18 protein-coding genes are annotated in these 22,758 nt (G+C 36.0%); 11 read left to right on the plus strand and 7 right to left on the minus strand.

Annotated features, from left to right (window positions below; translation table 11 throughout):
• Window positions 1–35: 35 nt before the first annotated feature.
• Window positions 36–1,466, minus strand: a complete 1,431-nt coding sequence (gene gltX / locus GYY69_RS05865) for a glutamate--tRNA ligase (RefSeq protein WP_174796833.1) — start codon at window positions 1,464–1,466, stop codon at window positions 36–38.
• 289 nt (window positions 1,467–1,755) lie between these two features.
• A complete protein-coding gene (polA, locus tag GYY69_RS05870; RefSeq protein WP_174796834.1) occupies window positions 1,756–4,539 on the minus strand; it encodes a DNA polymerase I in 2,784 nt (927 codons plus the stop codon).
• A gap of 198 nt (window positions 4,540–4,737) precedes the next feature.
• On the opposite strand from polA, the gene folE reads away from it, so the two are divergent.
• From folE to ispH, 6 genes are all read left to right on the plus strand, one after another.
• Window positions 4,738–5,397, plus strand: coding sequence for a GTP cyclohydrolase I FolE (folE, locus tag GYY69_RS05875; protein WP_174796835.1), 660 nt, complete (start codon window positions 4,738–4,740; stop codon window positions 5,395–5,397).
• A gap of 828 nt (window positions 5,398–6,225) precedes the next feature.
• The gene (locus tag GYY69_RS05880) at window positions 6,226–7,719 is read left to right on the plus strand and encodes a hypothetical protein (RefSeq protein ID WP_174796836.1); all 1,494 of its coding nucleotides are present in this window, start codon (window positions 6,226–6,228) and stop codon (window positions 7,717–7,719) included.
• 826 nt (window positions 7,720–8,545) lie between these two features.
• Window positions 8,546–9,484 carry a bifunctional riboflavin kinase/FAD synthetase gene (gene ribF, locus GYY69_RS05885; protein ID WP_174796837.1) on the plus strand — a complete coding sequence of 313 codons (939 nt, stop codon included), beginning with the start codon at window positions 8,546–8,548 and terminating at the stop codon, window positions 9,482–9,484.
• A 36-nt stretch (window positions 9,485–9,520) separates the two neighbouring features.
• A complete protein-coding gene (ileS, locus tag GYY69_RS05890; protein WP_174796838.1) occupies window positions 9,521–12,328 on the plus strand; it encodes an isoleucine--tRNA ligase in 2,808 nt (935 codons plus the stop codon).
• Between the two features lie 110 nt (window positions 12,329–12,438).
• Window positions 12,439–12,909: a signal peptidase II gene (lspA, locus tag GYY69_RS05895; RefSeq protein WP_174796839.1), complete on the plus strand. Its 471-nt coding sequence runs from the start codon at window positions 12,439–12,441 to the stop codon at window positions 12,907–12,909.
• Between the two features lies 1 nt (window position 12,910).
• A complete protein-coding gene (gene ispH / locus GYY69_RS05900) occupies window positions 12,911–13,858 on the plus strand; it encodes a 4-hydroxy-3-methylbut-2-enyl diphosphate reductase (protein WP_174796840.1) in 948 nt (315 codons plus the stop codon).
• 1 nt (window position 13,859) lies between these two features.
• Here the strand turns inward: ispH and GYY69_RS05905 are convergent, their stop codons facing one another.
• A complete protein-coding gene (locus GYY69_RS05905; RefSeq protein ID WP_174796857.1) occupies window positions 13,860–14,114 on the minus strand; it encodes a YfhL family 4Fe-4S dicluster ferredoxin in 255 nt (84 codons plus the stop codon).
• A gap of 270 nt (window positions 14,115–14,384) precedes the next feature.
• Between GYY69_RS05905 and GYY69_RS05910 the strand changes: the two genes are divergently transcribed.
• Together GYY69_RS05910 and GYY69_RS05915 are read left to right on the plus strand one after the other, a co-directional pair.
• Entirely contained in the window at window positions 14,385–15,575 is a 1,191-nt protein-coding gene (locus tag GYY69_RS05910; RefSeq protein WP_174796841.1) for an efflux RND transporter periplasmic adaptor subunit, read from the plus strand.
• A gap of 1 nt (window position 15,576) precedes the next feature.
• Window positions 15,577–17,544, plus strand: a complete 1,968-nt coding sequence (locus GYY69_RS05915) for a MacB family efflux pump subunit (protein WP_174796842.1) — start codon at window positions 15,577–15,579, stop codon at window positions 17,542–17,544.
• 99 nt (window positions 17,545–17,643) lie between these two features.
• On the opposite strand, the gene GYY69_RS05920 is transcribed toward GYY69_RS05915, so the two are convergent.
• Together GYY69_RS05920 and GYY69_RS05925 are read right to left on the minus strand one after the other, a co-directional pair.
• Complete coding sequence (locus GYY69_RS05920) at window positions 17,644–18,369, minus strand: DsbA family protein (RefSeq protein ID WP_174796843.1); 726 nt, start codon at window positions 18,367–18,369, stop codon at window positions 17,644–17,646.
• Between the two features lie 14 nt (window positions 18,370–18,383).
• Entirely contained in the window at window positions 18,384–18,653 is a 270-nt protein-coding gene (locus tag GYY69_RS05925) for a YihD family protein (RefSeq protein ID WP_065638393.1), read from the minus strand.
• Window positions 18,654–18,955: 302 nt separating this feature from the next.
• On the opposite strand from GYY69_RS05925, the gene mobA reads away from it, so the two are divergent.
• Window positions 18,956–19,540 (plus strand): molybdenum cofactor guanylyltransferase MobA, encoded by a 585-nt coding sequence (gene mobA, locus GYY69_RS05930; protein ID WP_174796844.1) that lies wholly within the window; start codon window positions 18,956–18,958, stop codon window positions 19,538–19,540.
• Window positions 19,541–19,661: 121 nt separating this feature from the next.
• Here the strand turns inward: mobA and GYY69_RS05935 are convergent, their stop codons facing one another.
• Window positions 19,662–20,690 carry a threonine aldolase family protein gene (locus tag GYY69_RS05935; RefSeq protein WP_174796845.1) on the minus strand — a complete coding sequence of 343 codons (1,029 nt, stop codon included), beginning with the start codon at window positions 20,688–20,690 and terminating at the stop codon, window positions 19,662–19,664.
• 75 nt (window positions 20,691–20,765) lie between these two features.
• Between GYY69_RS05935 and mobB the strand changes: the two genes are divergently transcribed.
• The gene (gene mobB / locus GYY69_RS05940) at window positions 20,766–21,269 is read left to right on the plus strand and encodes a molybdopterin-guanine dinucleotide biosynthesis protein B (RefSeq protein ID WP_446718885.1); all 504 of its coding nucleotides are present in this window, start codon (window positions 20,766–20,768) and stop codon (window positions 21,267–21,269) included.
• Window positions 21,270–21,320: 51 nt separating this feature from the next.
• Window positions 21,321–22,025, plus strand: a complete 705-nt coding sequence (gene mtgA / locus GYY69_RS05945) for a monofunctional biosynthetic peptidoglycan transglycosylase (RefSeq protein WP_174796847.1) — start codon at window positions 21,321–21,323, stop codon at window positions 22,023–22,025.
• A gap of 10 nt (window positions 22,026–22,035) precedes the next feature.
• Here the strand turns inward: mtgA and cobB are convergent, their stop codons facing one another.
• A complete protein-coding gene (gene cobB / locus GYY69_RS05950) occupies window positions 22,036–22,719 on the minus strand; it encodes a Sir2 family NAD+-dependent deacetylase (protein WP_194240609.1) in 684 nt (227 codons plus the stop codon).
• Between the last annotated feature and the right edge of the window lie 39 nt (window positions 22,720–22,758).

A 22,758-nucleotide genomic window follows, 5' to 3' on the forward strand; every position in this document is an offset into this window, starting at 1 on the left:
AATAATTGCAGGGTATCCCCTGCAATAAATGTCTATTAATTTTGAGATTGTTCTCGCTGTGTAATATATGCCAGCGCCTTATTAATTCTAGTAAGCGTGCGCTTTTTACCAACTGCAAAAACAGTCGCATCAACCGATGGTGATTGCCCGATGCCTGTTACGGCAACGCGTAGCGGCATGCCAACTTTTCCCATGCCAACATCAAGCTCAGTTGCCGTTGCTTCAATGGCATGGTGAATTTTATCAATTTGCCAATCAAAATCAGCAATCGCTTCAATTTTTGCTTTAATTGTTTCTAATGGCTCTTTGGCGACTGGACGTAAATGTTTTTTAGCTGCATCAGCATCAAACTCAGCAAAGTCTTGATAACAATAAGAACAAGATTCAGCCATTTCTTTTAGTGTTTTACAACGTTCGCCAAATAGCTTAATAATTGTAATGAGATCGGGACCATTAGCTAAATCATAGCCTTGTTGATTCATATGCCAAACTAAATGCTGAGCAACATAATCTGCATCTAACTGATTAATATAATGGTGATTTAACCAAAGTAGTTTTTCAGTATTAAATGCACTGGCTGATTTACTCACCGCATCTAATGAAAAATAACTAATCATTTCGGGCACAGAGAATATCTCTTGATCGCCATGTGACCAACCAAGGCGTACTAAATAGTTAAGTAGCGCTTCGGGTAAATAACCGTCATCACGATATTGCATTACACTGACCGCACCATGACGCTTAGATAATTTTTGTCCATCATCCCCTAAAATCATCGAAACATGCCCATATTCAGGCAATGGCGCACCTAACGCTTTGAGAATGTTGATCTGGCGAGGCGTGTTGTTGATATGATCTTCACCACGAATAACATGGGTAATTTCCATATCCCAATCATCAACAACCACACAGAAATTATAAGTTGGTGAACCGTCAGTGCGACGAATAATAAGATCATCAAGCTCTTTATTGGCAATCTCAATTGGTCCACGAATTAAATCATTAAAGATAACAGTACCATCAATAGGATTAGCAAAACGAACAACATGAGGTTCATCATGAGAATGTTCTTTTTGTACCGAATCACAACGACAATGGCCATCGTAACGCGCTTTTTCACCTTTTGCCATTTGTTCTTCACGCAATTTTTCAAGACGTTCTTTAGAACAGTAACAACGATAAGCGGTACCTTTAACTAACATTTCATCAATGACTTGATGGTAACGACCAAAACGTTTAGTTTGATAATAAGGACCTTCATCCCATGATAATTTTAACCAATTCATACCCTCCATAATCGCTTCAATCGCTTCTGGTGTTGAGCGTTCAAGATCGGTATCTTCAATACGTAATACAAATGTACCTTTTGCATGGCGAGTATAAAGCCAAGAATAAAGTGCAGTACGAGCACCACCTACGTGTAAATAGCCTGTTGGGCTGGGTGCAAAACGGGTTTTGATTTTCATGAAATAATCCTAAAAATAACAAAAACGAGCGCCTAATTAACCAGACTGCGGCTTGCGCTCCCTTTTCTTATTCTGCCTGTTGCTCTGACAGAATAACATTTTGATATAAATTTGATTTAGTTACCTATTCTAACACGCCGAAAGGTTTCGGCAATAGTACCATTAATGTTAGAAAATTAAGCCATGCTGTGTAAAAAAGTTTCAGAAAAGCATGTGTTTCAGTATAAAATTAACACTTAGCCATTTTATTTAAGTCAAGGCTGATTTATTTAGTGCTGATCTAGCCTCATTAGTGTGCTTCATCCCAGTTATCACCCACGCCGACATCCACTTTTAATGGTATAGATAGCTGATAACAATTTTCCATAATCGATTTTATTTGAGTTCGATACTGTTCAACCAATTCCTCTTTTACTTCAAATACGAGTTCATCGTGGACTTGCATCACCATCCTAATATTACCTACAGGTAGGCTTTTAATCCATTCACTTACCTTAATCATCGCTGTTTTGATAATATCGGCCGCCGTGCCTTGCATTGGCGCATTAATAGCGGCACGCTCAGCACCGCGACGTTCAATACCACTTCCTGATTTAATTTTAGGAAGATACAAACGTCGACCAGATAAAGTTTCAATATAACCTTGTTCTGCTGCTTGCTGGCGGGTTTCGTCCATATAAGTTTGAACGCCTGGGTAACGTTCAAAATAGCGATCGATATAAAAGCTTGCTTCTTTACGAGTAATATTAATTTGTTTAGATAAACCAAAAGCACTCATACCGTAAATTAATCCAAAATTAACTGCTTTTGCCCGTCTTCGCTCTTCAAAAGTGACTTCAGATTCAGATTTATCTAAAATTTCGCTAGCTGTCACTCGGTGAATATCTTTATCGTTAGCAAAAGCGTTAAGTAAGCTTTTATCTTGTGATAGATGCGCCATGATACGTAATTCAATTTGCGAATAATCAGCAGAAATAATCTTATAACCTTTTGGCGCAACAAATGCCTGTCGAATTCGGCGCCCTTCTTCGGTTCTCACTGGAATATGTTGTAAATTTGGCTCATTTGACGACAATCGACCCGTTATTGTACCGATTTGATTATAATTAGTGTGGATCCGATGATCGATAGGGCTAATCATCAATGGTAATTTATCGGTATAAGTATTTTTTAACTTAGCTAAACTACGATAAAGCAAAATCATGCGCGGCAATTCGTATTGATTAGCGAGCTCACTCAAAACATCTTCACTAGTTGACGGTTCGCCTTTTGGCGTCTTTTTGAGTATCGGTAATTGATGCTTATCAAATAAAAGAGCTTGAATTTGTTTAGGTGATGCGGGATTAAAATTTTCACCTGCCAACAATTGTAATCTTTCTTGAATTTCGTTCAATTTGTTGTTCAATTCAGTAGAATGCTTATTTAATAACTTGGCATCAATCAAAACACCGGTTCTTTCCATTTCGGCTATTATAATGGTGAGTGGCATTTCAATATTAGTGAATAGATTTTTTAATTTTTGGTCTCGTTCAAGATCAGGCCATAACTTATTATGCAATTGTAACGTGATATCGGCATCTTCAGCAGCATATTGCGTCGTTTTTATTACATCAATATTATCAATAGTCACTCGAATTTTATCAAATTTAGTTAACTCATCATAAGTAATGGTTTTGTGATTCAAATAGCGATTTGCCAAACTATCCATATCATGACGGTCATTACTGTTTAATACATAAGATTCAATCATGGTATCAAAAGCAATCCCTTGCACAGTTATGCCATAGTTTGCCAGCACGCTGTAATCAAATTTTGCATTTTGGGCAATTTTTTTGATTTTTGGATTTTCAAATATCGGTTTTAATTTAGCTAAAACATCATTGAGCGGCAATTGCTTCGGAACACCTAAATATTGGTGAGCAAGTGGAATATAAGCCGCTTGATAAGGTTCAACACTGAGTGATATGCCTACTAATTTAGCATGCACATGATCTACATTATCGGTTTCAGTATCAAACGCGAATTGCTTGCTATTTGTTAATTTTACAAGCCATTCATCTAGTTGTTCATTGGTTAATATGCATTGATAATCAGTTTCTGTGTTTTGTGAAGTTGGTGTAAGTTGTTCTTCTTGAGTAGAGAAGAAGAAATTATCATCGGCTTCTACCACAGTATTTTTTTGCTGTTTTAAAAAAGTACCGCCAATTAATTCTTTTTGCCAACGATGAAAACCATAGTACTTAAACAACTCAATTAGAGCCTTAACGTCAATATCCCCTACCAATAATTGCTCATTAGTAAAATCTAACTTCACATCGGTTTTGATTGTTGCGAGTAAATAAGAAAGATCTGCATCATTTTGATTATCAATCAATTTTTTCTTTAAAGATTTAGCGCCTCGGATCGATAATTTTTCAATATCATCCAATCGATTATAAATATCTTTTATGCCATCAAATTCAGATAATAAACTTTGTGCCGTTTTTTCCCCTATGCCCAGTACACCAGGGATATTATCGGAAGAATCCCCTCTTAATGCTAAATAATCAATCATCTTTTCGGGTGGAACACCAAATTTTTCCATAACGCCTTTTGGATCAAGAATCGTATTATTCATGGTATTAATAAGCGTGATTTTATCACTCACCAACTGAGCCATGTCTTTATCGCCAGTACTAATCAACACTTCAAGATTTTCCTTTTCTGCTTGTCTAGCTAGTGTACCAATAACATCATCTGCTTCGACACCATCAATGCAAAGTAGTGGTAAACCCATGGCTTTCAAAATAGTGTGAATAGGTTCAATTTGGGGACGAAGATTTTCGGGCATTGCCTCTCGGGTAGCTTTATATTCGCTATAGATCTCGTTACGAAATGATCCACCTTTGGCATCAAATACCACAGCAATATGGGAAGAGTTGTATTGATTAATTAAACTACGAACCATATTAATCACACCAAAAATAGCGCCTGTTGGCTCACCTTTGGCATTTGTTAATGGAGGACATGCAAAAAAAGCACGGTAAAGATAAGATGATCCATCAATTAAAATAATCGGTGTATTATTTGGCATTATGGTTACCTAAAACGTTAGTCAATTCAATGACTGATAGTATAACCTAATTAGCTAGAATATTCTTAGGAAGACAATAATATAATGTAAAAAAGTTTCAGGAAACTATGCGTTTTAGTATAAAAATCTGTAAGAACTGTATATTACATCACGAGTGTTATATAATATTGCCTCTAATTTCGCCTGAGTATTTGATAAATGACAGAATTAACTCTTGCTGCGCAAAAAGTCAAAGAAGCACTAGCCGCTAAAAACCTTGAAACACCATCATGCCGTCTAGCTATGGATAATAGTGAGCGTAAAGCAAAAATCGAGGCTCACTTCCGTGAAATTATGAAATTAATGGAGCTGGATTTGACTGATGATAGTCTTGCCGAGACGCCTCATCGTGTATCAAAAATGTATGTTGATGAGATTTTTTCAGGTCTTTATTATGAAAATTTTCCGAAAATCACGCTAATCGAAAATAAAATGCAAGTTGACGAGATGATAACTGTTCGCGATATTACACTGACCAGTGTTTGTGAACACCATTTTGTTACCATCGACGGCAAAGCTACCGTTTCTTATATTCCGAAAGATAAAGTGATTGGTTTATCGAAAATCAATCGTATCGTTGAGTTTTTTTCACAACGCCCCCAAGTACAAGAAAGATTAACTCAGCAAATTTTAGTTGCTCTGCAAACGTTACTTGGTACAGTCAATGTTGCAGTTTCAATTGATGCGACCCATTATTGCGTAAAAGCCAGAGGCATTAAAGATTCGAGCAGCACGACAACCACCACAGCGCTTGGAGGTGGTTTTAAAACAAATCCAAGTACAAGACAAGAGTTTTTACGAGCACTAAACCATTATTGATATTATATGTAAGAAAACGCTGGAGTGTTTATATTTCATGATTAAAATAATCGGCTAAAAACACATAAGGCGTTTTCCTAAAAATTTCTTAATGTTTTGTTTTATATATTTTTTATTTTGAAATATTTCCTGATTATGCCATCTCTCCATTAAAGTGCGTATCACGCTTTCTGCTTTCCTATTCGCTTTTGGGTGGGTAGATTTTGTGAATATTTCGTCCAGATAAGTTTTGTTATCGTGTTTTATTTGCCAGATTAGATTTATCTTCAATCGGGCTTTTTTGACTCGTTATACATGGTTGGAAGATTGCTCACAAAGCGTTTAACCAAATCGGTGACAGTTATTTTTTCTTTATGATACTTGCCATATCTCTTGCTGGCGATAAGACGTTAATTTTGTTTTTTATGTATATTGATTATTTTAGTTTCTCAAATTACTGTAAATAACGCGAGTAATTCCTATACTCTAGCAATATTATCTTAGCAATTACCTATTTGTCGCTTTAATTCATCTTCGTTTTACTTAGTAAAGTAACTAGCATGGAGCATTTCATTTTTTTTGTCAGATAGATTTTGGGGCTTTCAAACAGTTAACGATAAAAATAACGACAGTATAAATATCCACAAAAAAGAACCAAAAAATTGTTTTTTTTATACAAAACGTGAGACTGATTGTAGTATTTATATTTCTTTACAAATTTTTCTATTTAAAAGGTGAACAATTTTTTTAAGGCGTTATAATTTTGGTGATTAAAAATAAAATTAGCTTATTTTGCGAGCTGATAATTATAGAAAAAGATAAAATAAGGAATTAATTGACGGAGGAGATATGCATTATCATTGTAGGCACCGGCGCTGGCAGTTTGATGTCTTAAATAGTTCTAAATATTACTTTAACCAAGTTTTCTCTTTAACTTCATTAGTATCATCAAAATTTCCTTTAACATTAGCATTGCTATTGTCATATTCATTAAATACTCAGGCGTTATCAGCTACTACTACAAATATTATTCAAGGCTCAGCACCATATTTAACGTTTGATGGAGGTAGAACCAAAGCTCGCACGACAGAAGGTTTGTTAAGTATTACTTTACCGGACGGTAGAACTTTTACGCCATCAACCAACATTTCAAATACAAAAAAACCAATAGTATTACCTAATGCAACTGATACCTTAGCAAATATAGGCATGTTTGTGCCAACATCAATCAACTCAATAGGATTAGAAAGACTCATTGATGCCCCTTATAACTACTGGGGTGATGATGATGGCGATGGACAAGAAGAAAATGGCGTGACTGCAACAGGCAGTATAAGTGTTAGCTTTATGGATAGAGATAACCAAATAGTGGATCGCAACGATACCTTAGATATTTGTAGAGCTCCTTATAAAGTGGTGTTAAGTAACACCGATGGCATGTTCAGTTCAAAGTACGGCGTACCTAACACCAACACTTTTAGTACCAAGACGACAACTTACTATATCTCCCCAAACATACCGCCCAAAATCTGCTATGCCAAGCCAGAATTGAAGTATGGGCAGAATAATTTGGGAACAGGGAGTCACGCCGGTCCCGAAAACATATGGAATCCAAGTAAAGGGTTTCTTGTTCAATCTACCTTACCCACATCTTATGATCGTAACTTCCCAACCACTGGTGCTGATGGTTTATTCTTTGATTTAGTTATAGGAGGAGCATTTGACCAACTAGCTTGGCCAACAGTGACACATGGAGGTATCACCGCTACCATGACGCCCAAAGCAAATAGTAACACTATTCGGGTTGTACTAACAGGACCAACGGCAACCGAGGCCGAGCAGCAAGCCGACAATCCAAGTCAAATAACAAAACCAACCTTACCACAGACATTCGAGTTAGTCGGTTACGATATCTCTGGTAGAGAAGCACTAAGATATGGGTTTGTCTTGAGCAAGTGGTTTATTAGCCGTGGAAATAAAAATAGAACTATTTCCAACCAGACAAATTGGTGTACTAGCATAGGTTATCGGCTTATAAAAGTAAACGATGTTACCAACGCAATTTGTACAAATAAAGGCTCAGGCGACACTTGTCAAGGAGCCATTGGTGCCAAGCCGTCATCAAGTAACAACGTTTACCAGCGCCAAATTGGTGCGGGCCTGTTCAGCGAATGGGGAAAAATGACAAGCTATACCAATTCGGGCTTTGTTTCCAAATCGAAAAGTAATTACTGGACAAGTGATGTAATAGGGTTAAGGCAGTTCTATGTCTCCTCGCTCTTCGGTTCTGTTTACAGCAATCCGTCTACTTACCTTCAGTATGGGTTGTGCACCTATCCTTAGATTTTAGTACTGAGTTTCTAATTTTTGAACTGAGAACGGAATTATGAGCAAATTAAGGTCAAGCTGATAAAGAAAAATTGCCCCTACTTAAGGGGGGGAACAACTGAGCTGACAAAGTTAGCAAATAACATGCTCATGTTCTAAACAACAAAACTAACGCCTTATCACAGACAAGAGATATGGTGATGGCATCATAAATGAAAAATAGCCATCACCGATTTGGCTAATCGCTATAACAAAATCTATCTTGCCGAAATGCAATATGTTGATACCAAGCGTGTGCCATTAATTAAAAACAAAATTAAACAGTAAACCAAAAACAACTTATTTATTAGAGTTAATGATTTTTTGCGAGATCTTGATACGGTTATTTATTTGGATAACGGATGTGAATATCAAAGAACAGGCGAACATTTATTATTAAAAAGATACCCATCATATAAATGAAAAATTCACGAAATCTGCTAACCCAAAAACGAATGGAAAAGCAGAAATTGTGATACGCATTTTAATAGAGATATAACATAATCAACAAATATACAAAAGATAGAAAATAAAAGCTTAAGTGATCTCGGAGAAAATACTTTATACATTTTTAGCGGATTATTTTAATCATGAAGTGTCAACAACTCGGTATTTTTGCTATATCTTATAAATCGTTATTTTTGACGAGTAACGGTTTAAGGCATAACTTAGCAGCAAGCCTTTTGTGTAAAATAGAGTAAAAGGCTTGATGCAAAACAGTAAAACCTAGCTTTATATTGCGTGCATCTTCAAGAAAGATTGGTATAATTCTTAGTTACTTAATATAAATAGCATTGTTTTCATGAAGATTATCCGTGGTATAACTAATTTAAAAAATCAATTCTCTCAATGTGTTTTAACCTTGGGAAATTTTGATGGCGTTCATTTAGGGCACCAGCAATTAATTAACCATATTATTAAACAAGGAAAAAAAAGAAAACTGCCTACGGTTGTGATGTTATTTGAGCCTCAACCACTAGAGTTTTTTGCACAAGATAAGGCACCGTCACGGTTAACTTCATTCCAAGAAAAAATCATTTTTATTGAAAAGTTAGGTGTTGACTATACTGTTGTTATTCCATTTACAAAAAAATTTGCCCATATGTCAGCAAATCATTTTATTCAAGATTGGTTGATTAATAAGCTACAAGCTAAATATATTACCATCGGTGATGATTTTCGATTTGGATTTGACCGTAAAGGGGATATCAATCTTCTACAACAATATGCCTACAACAACGATTTTATAGTAGAAAGCATGCCAACATTGGTTTGGAATAATTTTCGTATTAGTAGTACTGCTGTTCGCCAAGCACTTTTAAATAGTGATTTTGAATTGGCTCATTGTCTGCTAGGGCGTGATTATACAATACAAGGTCGCGTAGTCCATGGCAATGCTTTGGCTAGACAATTAGGATCCCCAACAGCCAATATCCACTTACACCGAAAAAAGCCTGCGCTACAAGGTGTCTATTTTGTTAAAGTCAAAAATATCTGTAACAACCAGCATTACCATGGTATCGCCAATATTGGTTTAAGACCAACCATTAATGGAAAAAAGGCTATTTTAGAAGTGAATATATTTGACTTTTCAGAGGATATTTATGGACAATATTTAGACATAACTTTTGTCCAAAAATTACGTGATGAGAAAAAATTTGATTCATTAACAGATTTAAAACAACAAATTACACAAGATATTTGCACTGCGAAAAAGATCAGTGCACAATTAACCAATTAAAAGTAGTATCAACAAATTTAACTGGAATAAATCAGCATGACAGACTATAAAAACACATTGAATTTACCTGAAACAGGATTCCCAATGCGAGGCGATCTTGCTAAACGCGAACCTGCAATGTTACAAAATTGGTACGATAAGGAACTTTATCGCAAAATCCGCCAAGTAAAAAAAGGGAAAAAAACCTTTATTTTGCATGATGGTCCTCCTTATGCAAATGGTAAACTTCATATTGGTCATGCAGTTAATAAAATTATCAAAGATATCATTATCAAATCAAAAGGCTTAAGCGGTTATGATTCCCCGTATATTCCAGGATGGGATTGTCATGGCTTACCAATTGAACAAAAGGTCGAAGAGCAAGTTGGTAAACCAGGGGTTAAAGTATCTCCGGCTGAATTTCGCCAAATTTGCCGTGATTATGCAGCCTCACAAGTTGAACTACAAAAAGCCGATTTTATTCGTATGGGCGTACTTGGTGATTGGCAAAACCCTTATCGCACCATGAATTATGATACAGAAGCCAACATCATTCGAGCTTTAGGTAAAGTGATTGAAAATGGTCATTTGGTTAAAGGCGCAAAACCGGTTTATTGGTGTACTGATTGTATGTCTTCTTTAGCGGAAGCCGAGGTTGAATATTATGATAAATCATCACCAGCAATCGATGTAAAATTTAAAGCGGTTGATAATCAAGCCGTCGCGAATAAATTTGGTATCAATACTGATTTAACCATTTATGCTGTTATCTGGACAACCACACCTTGGACATTACCAGCTAGCCGAGGGATTGCTTTAAATGCAGATTTTGAATATCAACTTGTTCAAATCAATGATAAAGAGTGCCTAATCTTAGCCACTGATTTAGTTGAAACTGTGATGAAACGAGCCAATATCAGTGAATGGAAAGTGTTAGGTAGCTGTCAAGGTAAGGCACTTGAATTATTACGTTTTAAACACCCATTCCTTGATTTTGATGAACCTGTGGTACTTGGCGAGCATGTTACTATTGATGCAGGTACAGGTGCAGTACATACCGCACCTGGTCATGGTACAGAAGACTTTATGGTGGGTCAAAAATATGGTCTTGAAGTAGCAAATCCTGTTGGAGGGAATGGTTGTTACCTACCGGGTACAGGTGCCGGATTAGATGGTTTATTTGTATTCAAAGCCAATAAAGTTGTCGTTGAAATATTAAAAGAGCATAACGCGTTACTACACTTTGAAAACATCGAACATAGCTATCCATGTTGTTGGCGTCATAAAACTCCTGTCATTTATCGCGCAACACCGCAATGGTTTATCAGCATGGATAAACAAGGTTTACGAGTAAATTCATTAAAAGAGATCAAGCAAGTTCGCTGGATCCCAGATTGGGGACAAGCACGTATTGAAACCATGGTTGCCAATCGACCAGACTGGTGCATTTCTCGTCAACGCACGTGGGGCGTGCCAATGACATTATTTGTTCACAAAGAGACTGAAGAACTTCATCCTGATACGTTGGCATTAGTTGAAAAAGTCGCTAAGTTAGTTGAACAAAATGGTATTCAAGCTTGGTGGGATGCCGATATTAAAGACCTGCTTGGTCCTGATGCAGAAGATTATCGAAAAGTGCCCGATACATTAGATGTTTGGTTTGATTCAGGATCGACATTCTATTCGGTCGTAGCCTCACGCCCTGAGTTTGAAGGGCATGAAGCCGATCTTTATCTAGAAGGTTCTGATCAGCATCGTGGTTGGTTTATGTCTTCATTAATGTTATCAACGGCTATCAATAACCAAGCACCTTATAAGCAAGTATTAACTCACGGTTTTGTGGTTGATGGGCAAGGCCGCAAGATGTCTAAATCGCTTGGTAATATTGTCACACCACAAGAAGTTATGAACAAACTTGGGGCCGATATTTTACGTTTATGGATTGCATCGACCGATTATTCAGGCGAAATGAGTTATTCAGATGAAATTATTAAACGCGCTGCTGACAGTTATCGCCGAATCCGTAATACCGCTCGCTTTTTGCTCGCTAACTTGAATGGTTTCGATCCAGTGAAAGATATGGTTAAACCAGAAGATATGGTTGTACTTGATCGCTGGGCAGTGAGTATGGCAAAAGAAGCACAAGAGCAGATCATTCAGGCTTATGAAAATTATGATTTCCACAAAGTGGTGCAACGTATTATGCAATTTTGCTCAATCGAAATGGGATCATTCTATTTAGATATCATCAAAGATCGCCAGTACACAGCTAAAAGCGATAGTATTGCTCGCCACAGTTGCCAAACGGCTTTATATCATATTGCACAAGCGATGGTTCGTTGGATCGCGCCAATTTTATCCTTTACCGCAGACGAAATTTGGCAATATCTACCAATGACAAACAAACAAGAATTTGTTTTTGAAGATGAGTGGTATAGCTCACTATTTACTTTGTCAGATAACGAAGCATTAAATAGCGAATATTGGGCGCAGATTTTAGCGATTCGTAGTGAAGTGAATAAAGTGCTTGAACAAGGTCGTAATGATAAAGTGATTGGTGGCGCTCTTGAAGCTGCTGTTACGCTTTATGCTGATGAAGATATTGTCGCAACATTAGCTAAATTAGAGAATGAATTACGCTTTGTCTTACTTACATCACAAGCGAGCGTAAAACCATTACAAGCAGCGCCAGCCAATGCTGTGCAAAGCGATATTCAAGGACTGAAAATTGAACTCGCTAAGGCGCAAGGTGATAAATGCCCTCGTTGTTGGCACTATACCGTCGATAATGAGCCAACAACACACTTATGTAAACGTTGTGCAGAAAACATTCACGGCCAAGGCGAAGTGCGACATTTTGCATAGCGATAAGCCATTTAGCACATTAAAATAAGCTATAGCATCTCTTTATAGCTATCTAGTACCCTTTCCGCCGACAATTGTCGGCGGAAACATAATAATGAGCACAGACTTATATGAAAAAAGATAACGGACTTTACTGGTTATTATTTGCAATCATTGTTTTTATCATTGATATCGCAAGTAAATTTTGGATTTTAAATAACTTCTCGCTATTTGAATCAGTGAACCTATTACCCTTCTTCTCAATTACTTATGTACGCAATATTGGCGCTGCCTTTAGCATTCTTGAAGGTCAACGTACGATGCTTGCCGCTATCGCCTTGATTATCAGTGCCGTGATTTTGCATATGTTATACCGCAATACTCGTCAGCAAAAATTAGAAAATTTTTCATTATCACTAATTTTAGGTGGTGCATTAGGTAATTTATTTGATCGCCTTTATCATGGTTTTGTTGTCGACTTTCTTGATGTCAATTTTGGTGATTGGCACTATCCAACCTTTAATATCGCAGACTGTGCAATCTGCATAGGTATTGGATTATTTATCATCTGTAATTATAAAAAACCGAAGAAGACTGTATAGTATGCAAATTATTTTAGCTAATCCTCGCGGTTTTTGTGCTGGTGTTGATCGTGCTATCACCATCGTTGAACGTGCACTTGAATTATTTGGCGCACCAGTTTATGTGCGCCACGAGGTTGTACATAATCGCTATGTTGTTAATCGTCTAAAAGAGTTAGGGGCGATTTTTATTGAAGATATTAGCGAAGTACCCGACAACACCATTCTTATATTTTCGGCACATGGTGTGTCTAAAGCGATCCGCGAAGAAGCCAAACAACGTAAACTCCGCGTTTTTGATGCGACTTGTCCACTTGTAACCAAAGTACATATGGAAGTTGCTCGATCAAGCTATCGTGGCGAAGAAGTCATTTTAATTGGTCATGCAGGTCACATCGAAGTAGATGGTACAATGGGACAATATAGCAATCCCGAAGGTGGCATCTATTTAATCGAATCGATTGATGATGTACAAAAGCTACAGGTAAAAAACGAAAATAACCTTTGCTTTACCACTCAAACAACGTTATCGGTTGATGATACAGCCGAAATCATTACTGCTTTAAAAAAACGTTTCCCTAATATTCGCAGCCCTCGCAAAAATGATATTTGCTATGCGACAACCAATCGCCAGCAAGCCGTTAAACAGCTATCATCACGTGCCGATATCGTCTTTGTCGTTGGTTCTAAAAATTCGTCTAATTCCAATCGCCTAGCCGAACTGGCAAGACGAAACAGTAAACAGGCTTATTTAATTGATTTTGCTTCTGACATCCGCAAAGAATGGTTGATAAATGCACAGACAATCGGCGTGACAGCCGGCGCTTCTGCTCCTGATATTTTAGTACAGCAAGTGATTGATCATTTAAAAAGCCTCGGTTGTACATCACTCATTGAAACAGATGGCATTTTAGAAAATATCACCTTTGAAATTCCCAAAGAGCTTCGGATTGATAATAAGCCAATCTAATTTAAGAAGAAGCTTTCAGTCCCTGAAATTTTGCTAATAACGCTTCTTGAGTTTCAACATGTTCAGGGTCGGCAATAATTGCATTTTGAATAGGACAAACCCGCTGGCAAGTTGAGTGATCGTAATAACCCACACATTCGGTACATTTATTAGGATCGATTTCATAAGTATCAAAGCCCATAGAGATAGCCTCGTTTGGGCACTCAGGCTCACACATGTCACAATTAATACATTTATTGGTTATTTTTAACGCCATTACTCTTCTATCTTTAGATACTGCCAAAAATTTGCGCCATTATAGCGCAATTGCCAATAAATCCGAATAAAGATCATATTATCACTTATTGAGATGTGCAATTACTGTAAAAAACTTTCAGAAAACTATGCGTTTTAATATAAAATGGAAAATTTGTATAAGATAATTTTCATAATTATTACAATTTATTAAGAATAGTTATCAATTTCATTTTTGTTTATTACGATAAAATGTAAATAAAATAATAACTAAATTAAAGGATGAAAAGGATTGTTAAAGTTTATTAAAATTAAATATATAGTTATAGCTATTATCTTCTTAGCAATTATTTATATTGCATATTTAATCACATCTCATTCACAACCTACCGTTAATTATATTACCTCGCCTGTGACCAAAGGTCAGATTGAAAAAACGGTTCTTGCTGATGGTACAATTAGTGCTTTTAAGCAGGTTAGTGTTGGCGCGCAAGTTTCTGGTCAAATTAAAAAACTCTACGTTGAGTTGGGTGATGAAGTTAAACAAGGCGATATGATCGCCGAAATTGACGATCTTAAACAAAGCAATGATTTAAAACAATCAGAAGCTTCACTTAATAGTTTAGAAGCACAACGAGAAGCCAAACAAGCAAGACTAATTAACTATCAGTTAACTTATAATCGTCAGCACAAACTGGTCAGTAAAGGGGTGGGTGTTCAATCAGATTTGGATGCAGCAAAAGCCGAACTTGATGCTATCAAAGCCGATATTGCTGCGCTTAATGCCGATATTGTTAAGGCGCAAGTTGCAGTTGATACAGCGAAAGTTAACTTAGGATATACTAAAATTCGCTCGCCAATTGATGGTGTGATTGTCGCCATTCCTGTCGATGAAGGACAAACCGTTAATTCCGTCCAAAGTGCACCAACCATTGTTAAAGTAGCTCAGCTGGATAAAATGACTATTGAAGCGCAAATTTCTGAAGCCGATGTGGTCAATGTTAAAAAAGGGATGCCAGTTTATTTTACCATTTTAGGACAACCGAATAGACGTTTTGATGGTTTAACACTACGTGCGATAGAGCCGGCACCAGATTCAATTAATACCGAGACAACCTTGTCAGGCTCATCCTCATCAACAAAAAGCGCGATTTATTACAATGGATTATTTGATGTGGATAATCCTGATCATATTTTAAGAATTTCAATGACAGCACAAGTTTATATTGTCTTGTCTGAAGCAAAAGATGTATTAACCATTCCTTCTCAAGCAATCCAAAAAAAATTAGGCAACAATAAAGCCATTGTTTATTTATTAAATAAAAGTAAAGAAATTGAAGAACACGAAATTATTTTAGGTATCGATAATAATGTCAATGTTGAGATAAAATCGGGTATTAAAGAGGGCGATATTGTTGTAGTAAGTAGTACTAATGGAGCCTCAATAGGTAATAATACAAGATCCCCAAGGATTCGATTCTAATATGGCAAATAATATATCTCTTATCAAGCTTGAAAATATTGTTCGTGAATTTCCAGCAGGTGATTCAACCATACAAGTTCTTAAAGGCATAAATCTGACAATTAATGCTGGTGAAATGGTGGCGATTATTGGAGCATCTGGGTCTGGTAAATCCACTTTGATGAATATATTAGGCTGCCTAGATAAACCAACCACTGGCACTTACTCCATTGGCGGACGGGCAACAAGTAAATTGTCACTTGATGAGCTCGCCCAATTACGTCGTGAGCATTTTGGTTTTATTTTTCAACGTTATCATTTGTTAAATGCACTAACAGCACAAGGAAATGTTGAAATTCCAGCCATTTATGCTGGCGTGACCAGTGAACAACGGCAAAAAAGAGCGGACGAAATTTTAACACGTTTAGGACTTGCCGATAAAATACATAATAAACCTAGTCAGTTATCAGGAGGACAACAACAACGTGTCAGTATTGGCCGAGCTTTAATTAATGGTGGACAAATCATTTTAGCTGATGAACCAACCGGAGCCCTCGATCGCAAAAGTGGCTTAGAAGTGATGGCAATATTGCAAGAGTTACACCAACAAGGCCACACAGTTATTATTGTCACACACGATGCAAATATTGCCCAAAATGCCCAGCGAATAATTGAAATTAGTGACGGTAATATTATTTCTGATTCAATTAATCCCAAATACCAATCTGAACAAGGTGATAATCGTGAAATTAAGCAAATCGAAGCGACTAAAACCCAAGATAACTTCTTGGCAAAATATTATCGTTTTCGTGATGCTTTTAAGATGGCTATGTTGTCGATGCTTTCACAGCGATTACGTACTGTCTTAACAATGTTAGGTATCATTATTGGTATTGCTTCTGTAGTATCAGTCGTTGCATTAGGACAAGGCACAAAACAGAAAATTTTATCTAATATTAATTCGTTGGGAACAAGCACACTTGAAATCTATGCAGGTTCAGGCTTTGGTGATCGCAATGCAGATAAAATCACGACACTACGCTCATCTGATGCCGATTTTTTAGCTCAACAAAGTTTTGTTCACAGCACCACGCCAAACCTATCAACGGGTGTTTATTTTCGAATTAACAACTTAGCGGTAACAGGAACCGTAAATGGTGTTGGAGAGCAATTCTTTGCAGTTCGCGGTTATACTATTTCTCAAGGAAAATCGTTTGATGAAACAAGTATTATTACTTCAGCACAAGATGCGGTAATTGATGAAAATACCGTTAAGCGACTATTTGCAGATCAAAACCCTATTGGAAAAATTTTAATGGCCGGCCAGCTACCCGTAAGAATCATTGGCGTTGCAACTAAACAACAACAAGGATTTGGTAGTAATGAAAGCTTGAATATTTGGTTACCTTATACCACTGTGATTAATCGTATGATGGGTCAAACTTCGTTAAAAAGCATCACGGTACGCGTTAAAGATAATGTCGATTTATCAATTGCAGAACAAGCGATCAATCAAATTATGTTAAAACGACATGGCACAAAAGATTTTTTTATCTTTAACTCAGATAATATACGAGAAACCATTAACTCATCAGCTTGGGTAATGACACTCTTGGTTTCGGCTATTGCACTCATTTCACTTATTGTTGGTGGCATTGGCGTGATGAATATTATGCTAGTATCGGTCACAGAAAGAACGCGAGAAATTGGCGTACGTATGGCCGTTGGTGCGCGTTCAAGCGACATATTACAACAATTTTTAATTGAAGCCGTATTAGTTTGTTTAACGGGTGGCACAATAGGTATTTTACTTTCGTTTGCTATTGGATTTATCTTTAACGCTTTTGTTACATCATTTGCTATGAGTTTTTCCATTATCGCCATTGTTGCGGCATTTAGCTGCTCAAGCATAATTGGTATTATCTTTGGTTACTTTCCAGCAAAACGAGCAGCAAAACTCGATCCTATTTATGCTTTAGAGCGAGAATAATCATCTTACTATAATAAAAAATCCCTTTGCACAAAATAATGCTGCAAAGGGATTTAAAAATTAATTTATGCAAGTTGCTTCTTTAAACTTGATAATCATTTATTTTTTATCAGAATGAGATTTTTCTTTTATTTTTGCATTAGGATCTAACCCAGCAACAAATGCAGTGACTCTAGCATAATCATTAATATAATCCTCATCACTGGTGATATTAAGCTGATTTGATATGATATAAAACTTACGATTGACAATAACAGTAGGAATAGACTCTGGTTTCATCTCTTTAATCGCATCAGTTTGTTGTGCCATAAACGCTTTAACTAAAAAACCGTCTTTCGTTTTATCATATACTTCGCCACTGATACCTAATTTTTCAAAAACCATTTTAATATCATCAGCAGTTTTTATTGTTTTATCTTTTTGCACTGCATTATAAAGTGCATCTGATGCTTTATCTTGAATACCAAGTACATTAGCCACAGCCCATGCTTGCGCAAGCTCTTTAGCTAATGGTCCAAAATCCTCTAAATGGTAGCGTTTAAACTTAAATCCTTCTGGTAAAGCTTTACCAATAGTTTGTGATCCATTATTTTGAATTTCAAATCTAAAACAGCTTGGGCAATTAAACGAAAAGAACTCAATAACTTCTTTATCGGGTGATGGATTAGTTGGCAGTGCAGCATATTGTTTGCCTAATTCAATCGGATCAAGTACATTCGCAGCCGCTGTTTGTGGTGTGTTAGTTTTAGTAATAGTTGGACTTTCATTTGCAAAACAGTTTACAGAAGAAAGCAAAATACTAATTGCAATAAGTGTTTTTTTCATTTTAATGATTCTCCTTATTCTTTTATAATCCCACGAGCTTTTAACAATGCGGATTTAAAATCTTCTTCATAATCTTTTTTTAGGCCAGGAATAGCCTCATTTTTATCTGAACCTCGCATTTTTAAATGATAAATTAAAACTTCGTCACTTAAGTCTTTTAATTCACCTTCAAAACCAGCCTCTTGACCTAATTTAGCCAAAAATTGTAATAAGTTAAGATCAGAATCACTTTCCCATGCGGGCTGTAATAATTCCATTACCTCATCAATACGGTGACATTTCATAATTAATACCTTTTTTAATCCTCAAATTAATTGAAGATGATATAAAATCTTATTTACATATATCTAAATAAATTATTCCAAAACATAAGGCAATAACTCGCATACCCATTATTGCCAACCTAAAAATCGACACCATAATAATATTTAATTGATTAAACTACACCTTAAAAAGAGACTGGTATATACTCAGTTTCAATAATAGTTGAGTCAATCTGTTTAAAATGTGTATGCTGCAATTTAAAATAACTTTGCTATATAGTAATGTTATTTTGTTTTTTCGCAATGTAAAAGAGAAATAATTTATGGAAAAACTGTCTATTACTGCAATTATTTTAGCAGGGGGAAAAAGCACACGCATGAATGGTGATGACAAAGGTTTATTATTATTAAATCAAAAACCGCTCTATCAGCATGTCATTGACCGCATCAAACATCAAACTGATTCAATAATGATTAATTGTAATAATAATGTTAACCAATATCAAACAGCTGGATATCCAGTGTTTAGCGATGTTTTAACAGGGTACCTTGGTCCATTATCAGGTATTTACAGTGGGTTATTATATAGTACAACTGATTGGAATTTATTTGTTAGTTGTGATACTCCCTTTTTACCGAATGATTTAATCGCACGTTTAGCTGTGCATACCTTAACCCATAAAGCAATTTATCCTATTGATGGTAAATATCATCACCCAACCATTCTACTTATTCACAAGAGCGTTATTCAACAACTTAGAAGTTATTTAGAACAGGGTAATCGTAAATTAATGTTATTTTTAGAACAAATCGCTACAAAATCGGTCGACTTTAATGATCAGGCGTCTTGTTTTATTAATATCAATACGCCTGAAGAACTAAAACAAGCAAACCAGCTGACAAAATAACCCAAAATATAAATAAGATAAATGTATAACCGATATAAAAATAACTTATCAATAGATAATTTCACTGGAACAGTGATCAACGATCACTCATTCCTGTCAACGTTTAATACTTATCAACATGTTAGGCTAACCATGTTTTAAATTGCTCAGCAAACGATTCTATCTCATCATTTTGAGTAGACCATGAAGTACAAAAACGCAAGCCAATATGGTGAGAGTCAGTTTGGCCTAGGTTATCAACAGCGTAATGAGTGAGAATTTTTTCAGCCAATAGATTAGGAAAATTAACAAATAATTGATTGCTCTGAGGTTTGGCTACAAAGGTTAATCCTGCTTTCTCAAATATCGTTTTTAATTTATCAGCCATCTGATTACTATGCTTGCCTAACTCAAAATAAAGGTTATTTTGCATTAGCGCATTCATTTGTGCTGCCACAATCCAACTTTTCGCGAATATTGCACCTTTTTGCTTCATACTGAAACGAAAATCTTGATTAATAGAAAGGTTATTAAATACCACCGCTTCACCAGCCAAAGCACCAACTTTAGTACCACCGATATAAAATACATCTGTGTATTTTGCTAAGTCAGGAAAAGATATATCATTATCCTTCGCCGCTAGAGCCATAGCTAAACGCGCTCCATCTAAATAAAGATAAAGGTCATTTTTTTGACAAAATTGATATAATTTTTTGATCTCCTGCTTGGTATATATAGTGCCAAGTTCTGTGGTGTTTGATATATATACAAGCTTTGGTTGCACCATATGTTCATCACAATGATCAGCTAAAACGGGCTTAATCAGTTCTGGCGTTAGCTTTCCATCTTCTGTTCGTACTGTTAACACTTTATGCCCAGTTGCCTCGATAGCTCCTGTTTCATGCACATTGACGTGCCCAGTATCAGCCGCAATCACCGCCTGATAAGGTCTTAAGATATGTGAAATGACCACTAAATTAGTAATCGTCCCCCCCGGCATAAAATGAATATCAGCATTAGGCGACTGTAACTGTATTTTTATGTTTTCTCTTGCCTGGTTACAACATTGATCTAAACCATACCCACTGAATTTCTTATCAGTAATATCAATAACACTTTTGAGCAATGTAGGATGAATAGTCTGATTATAATCATTCAAAAAATCATACATATGATTACCTTTATCGTTTAGCTTTGTATAAAATGATGTAATATTAATTACACATGAATATAACACTTTTAAAAGATGGCTTCTATGAAAAAACAAAAAATTATCGGCATTAGTGGCTATAGTGGCAGCGGTAAAACAACATTGCTGAAAAAGATCATTCCATTACTTGTTGAACAAAATTTTAAAGTCGGCTCAGTAAAACACGCTCATCACGATATTGAAGTCGATATTCCAGGTAAAGATAGTTATCAATTACGTAAGGCTGGATCGTTACAAACAATTGTTGCTTCTGATAAGCGATATGCAGTTTTTCATGAAACACCAAATAAGCCAACCGATTTAATTACACTCATTAATCAATTTAACGATATTGATATAATACTGATAGAAGGATTTAAACACGAAAAAATCCCTAAAATTATTTGCCACCGCAAATCTGATAAAAAAGCACTCTATATTGACGAGTTTACAATAGCGGTTGCGAGTGATGAGCCGTTAACTACTTCTTTACCAGTATTTGATATCAATCAACCAGTTCAACTTGTTGAATTTATAAAAAGTTATTTATTTAAACAATAATATAGCGTATCTTATTTACCAATTTTTTACTTTATAGCCTATAAAATTTACATGATTCCTGTATTAAAAAAATTAAAACGCATTTTAATCATTACCAAAAAAGGAATAATTGGACTCATGTTGCTATCTATCTTCTCCACCTTAGTTATGCGCTGGGTAAATCCTCCATTCGGTTCTATGTTAATGATAGAGCGCAAGATAATGCATTGGAACACCCAACAACAACGAATCTGGAAAGATCTAGATAAAATTTCAGATAATATAAAAATTGCAGTAATAGCGTCAGAAGATCAGAATTTTCCTGCCCATTGGGGATTTGATTTTAAAGCCATTCGCCTAGCGCTAGACCATAATCAAAATAGTAAAAAGATTAAAGGTGCTAGCACAATCACTCAGCAAGTAGCTAAAAATATCTTTTTATGGCCATCTCGCAGTTGGATTCGTAAAGGAATTGAGTCTTGGTTTACATTATGGATAGAGTTATTTTGGCCAAAAGAACGTATACTGGAACTCTATTTAAATTGTGCAGAATGGGGAGAAGGTATTTTTGGCATTGAAGCCGCATCTCAGCACTATTTTAATGTCAGTGCCAGCCAGTTAACATCACAGCAAGCAAGCTTACTTGCAGCAGTATTACCTAATCCAAGACGTTGGAGCCCAATAACACCAAGCGAGAGAGTCCAAAAAAGAGCAAAATGGATTCATGCCCAAATGCGTAATTTAGGCAATAACAATTATCTCAAAAAACTAAAATAGCCACCTATTCCTAAATAAATTTTTGGATAAATTTAGGCACAATTTTACTTGCTGGACCATAAATTTTTGTTTGGAATAAACTTTGCTTAAGACTAGGTTCTAGATTAAGTTCAATCGTTTCAGCACCAGATAAATTGGCCTCTTGCACAAAACCGGCAGCAGGATAAACATTACCTGATGTACCAATTGCAATAAAATGATCAGCTTGCGAAAGTGCATCATAGATTTCATCCATCTGTAGTGGGATCTCTCCAAACCAAACAATATGCGGGCGAATGAATGGATTTTGTTTATAATCCACATCTTTGTCGCACTCAATAATTTGCCCTGTTTTTTCATTACAGACTTTTAATAATTCCCCATGCATGTGTATTATATTTTTAGATCCAGCTTGCTCATGTAAATTATCCACATTTTGTGTCACAATTAATACATTTTCTGAGCCTAACTTTCTTTCTAACTCAGCTAAAGCAAGATGTGCTGCATTTGGTTTAACATTGGCATCTTGTAATTTATTGCGCAACATATTATAAAATTGATGAACCGCTATAGGATCTCGAATATACCCTTCATAAGTGGCAACATCATCGACATTATAGCCTTCCCACAACCCATCTTGCGCACGGAATGTTGATAGCCCAGACTCAGCTGAAATACCAGCGCCTGTTAAAATGACAATTTTAGGTATCTTCATAATGGATATATACACCTTTTCCTTTGCTATTAAATTATT

This window comes from Gilliamella sp. ESL0250 (assembly GCF_013345045.1).
Lineage (GTDB): Bacteria > Pseudomonadota > Gammaproteobacteria > Enterobacterales > Orbaceae > Gilliamella > Gilliamella apicola_H.

Excerpts from the sequence above, each read along its gene's own strand:
- GYY69_RS05880 (WP_174796836.1), top strand. The coding sequence starts at position 6,226 with ATGCATTATCATTGTAGGCACCGGCGCTGGCAGTTTGATGTCTTAAAT.
- lspA (WP_174796839.1), top strand. The coding sequence starts at position 12,439 with ATGAAAAAAGATAACGGACTTTACTGGTTATTATTTGCAATCATTGTT.
- mobB (WP_446718885.1), top strand. The coding sequence starts at position 20,766 with ATGGCTTCTATGAAAAAACAAAAAATTATCGGCATTAGTGGCTATAGT.
- mobA (WP_174796844.1), top strand. The coding sequence starts at position 18,956 with ATGGAAAAACTGTCTATTACTGCAATTATTTTAGCAGGGGGAAAAAGC.
- GYY69_RS05920 (WP_174796843.1), bottom strand. The coding sequence starts at position 18,369 with ATGAAAAAAACACTTATTGCAATTAGTATTTTGCTTTCTTCTGTAAAC.
- GYY69_RS05905 (WP_174796857.1), bottom strand. The coding sequence starts at position 14,114 with ATGGCGTTAAAAATAACCAATAAATGTATTAATTGTGACATGTGTGAG.
- GYY69_RS05935 (WP_174796845.1), bottom strand. The coding sequence starts at position 20,690 with ATGTATGATTTTTTGAATGATTATAATCAGACTATTCATCCTACATTG.
- mtgA (WP_174796847.1), top strand. The coding sequence starts at position 21,321 with ATGATTCCTGTATTAAAAAAATTAAAACGCATTTTAATCATTACCAAA.
- polA (WP_174796834.1), bottom strand. The coding sequence starts at position 4,539 with ATGCCAAATAATACACCGATTATTTTAATTGATGGATCATCTTATCTT.
- ispH (WP_174796840.1), top strand. The coding sequence starts at position 12,911 with ATGCAAATTATTTTAGCTAATCCTCGCGGTTTTTGTGCTGGTGTTGAT.
- GYY69_RS05915 (WP_174796842.1), top strand. The coding sequence starts at position 15,577 with ATGGCAAATAATATATCTCTTATCAAGCTTGAAAATATTGTTCGTGAA.
- gltX (WP_174796833.1), bottom strand. The coding sequence starts at position 1,466 with ATGAAAATCAAAACCCGTTTTGCACCCAGCCCAACAGGCTATTTACAC.
- folE (WP_174796835.1), top strand. The coding sequence starts at position 4,738 with ATGACAGAATTAACTCTTGCTGCGCAAAAAGTCAAAGAAGCACTAGCC.
- cobB (WP_194240609.1), bottom strand. The coding sequence starts at position 22,719 with ATGAAGATACCTAAAATTGTCATTTTAACAGGCGCTGGTATTTCAGCT.
- ileS (WP_174796838.1), top strand. The coding sequence starts at position 9,521 with ATGACAGACTATAAAAACACATTGAATTTACCTGAAACAGGATTCCCA.
- ribF (WP_174796837.1), top strand. The coding sequence starts at position 8,546 with ATGAAGATTATCCGTGGTATAACTAATTTAAAAAATCAATTCTCTCAA.
- GYY69_RS05925 (WP_065638393.1), bottom strand. The coding sequence starts at position 18,653 with ATGAAATGTCACCGTATTGATGAGGTAATGGAATTATTACAGCCCGCA.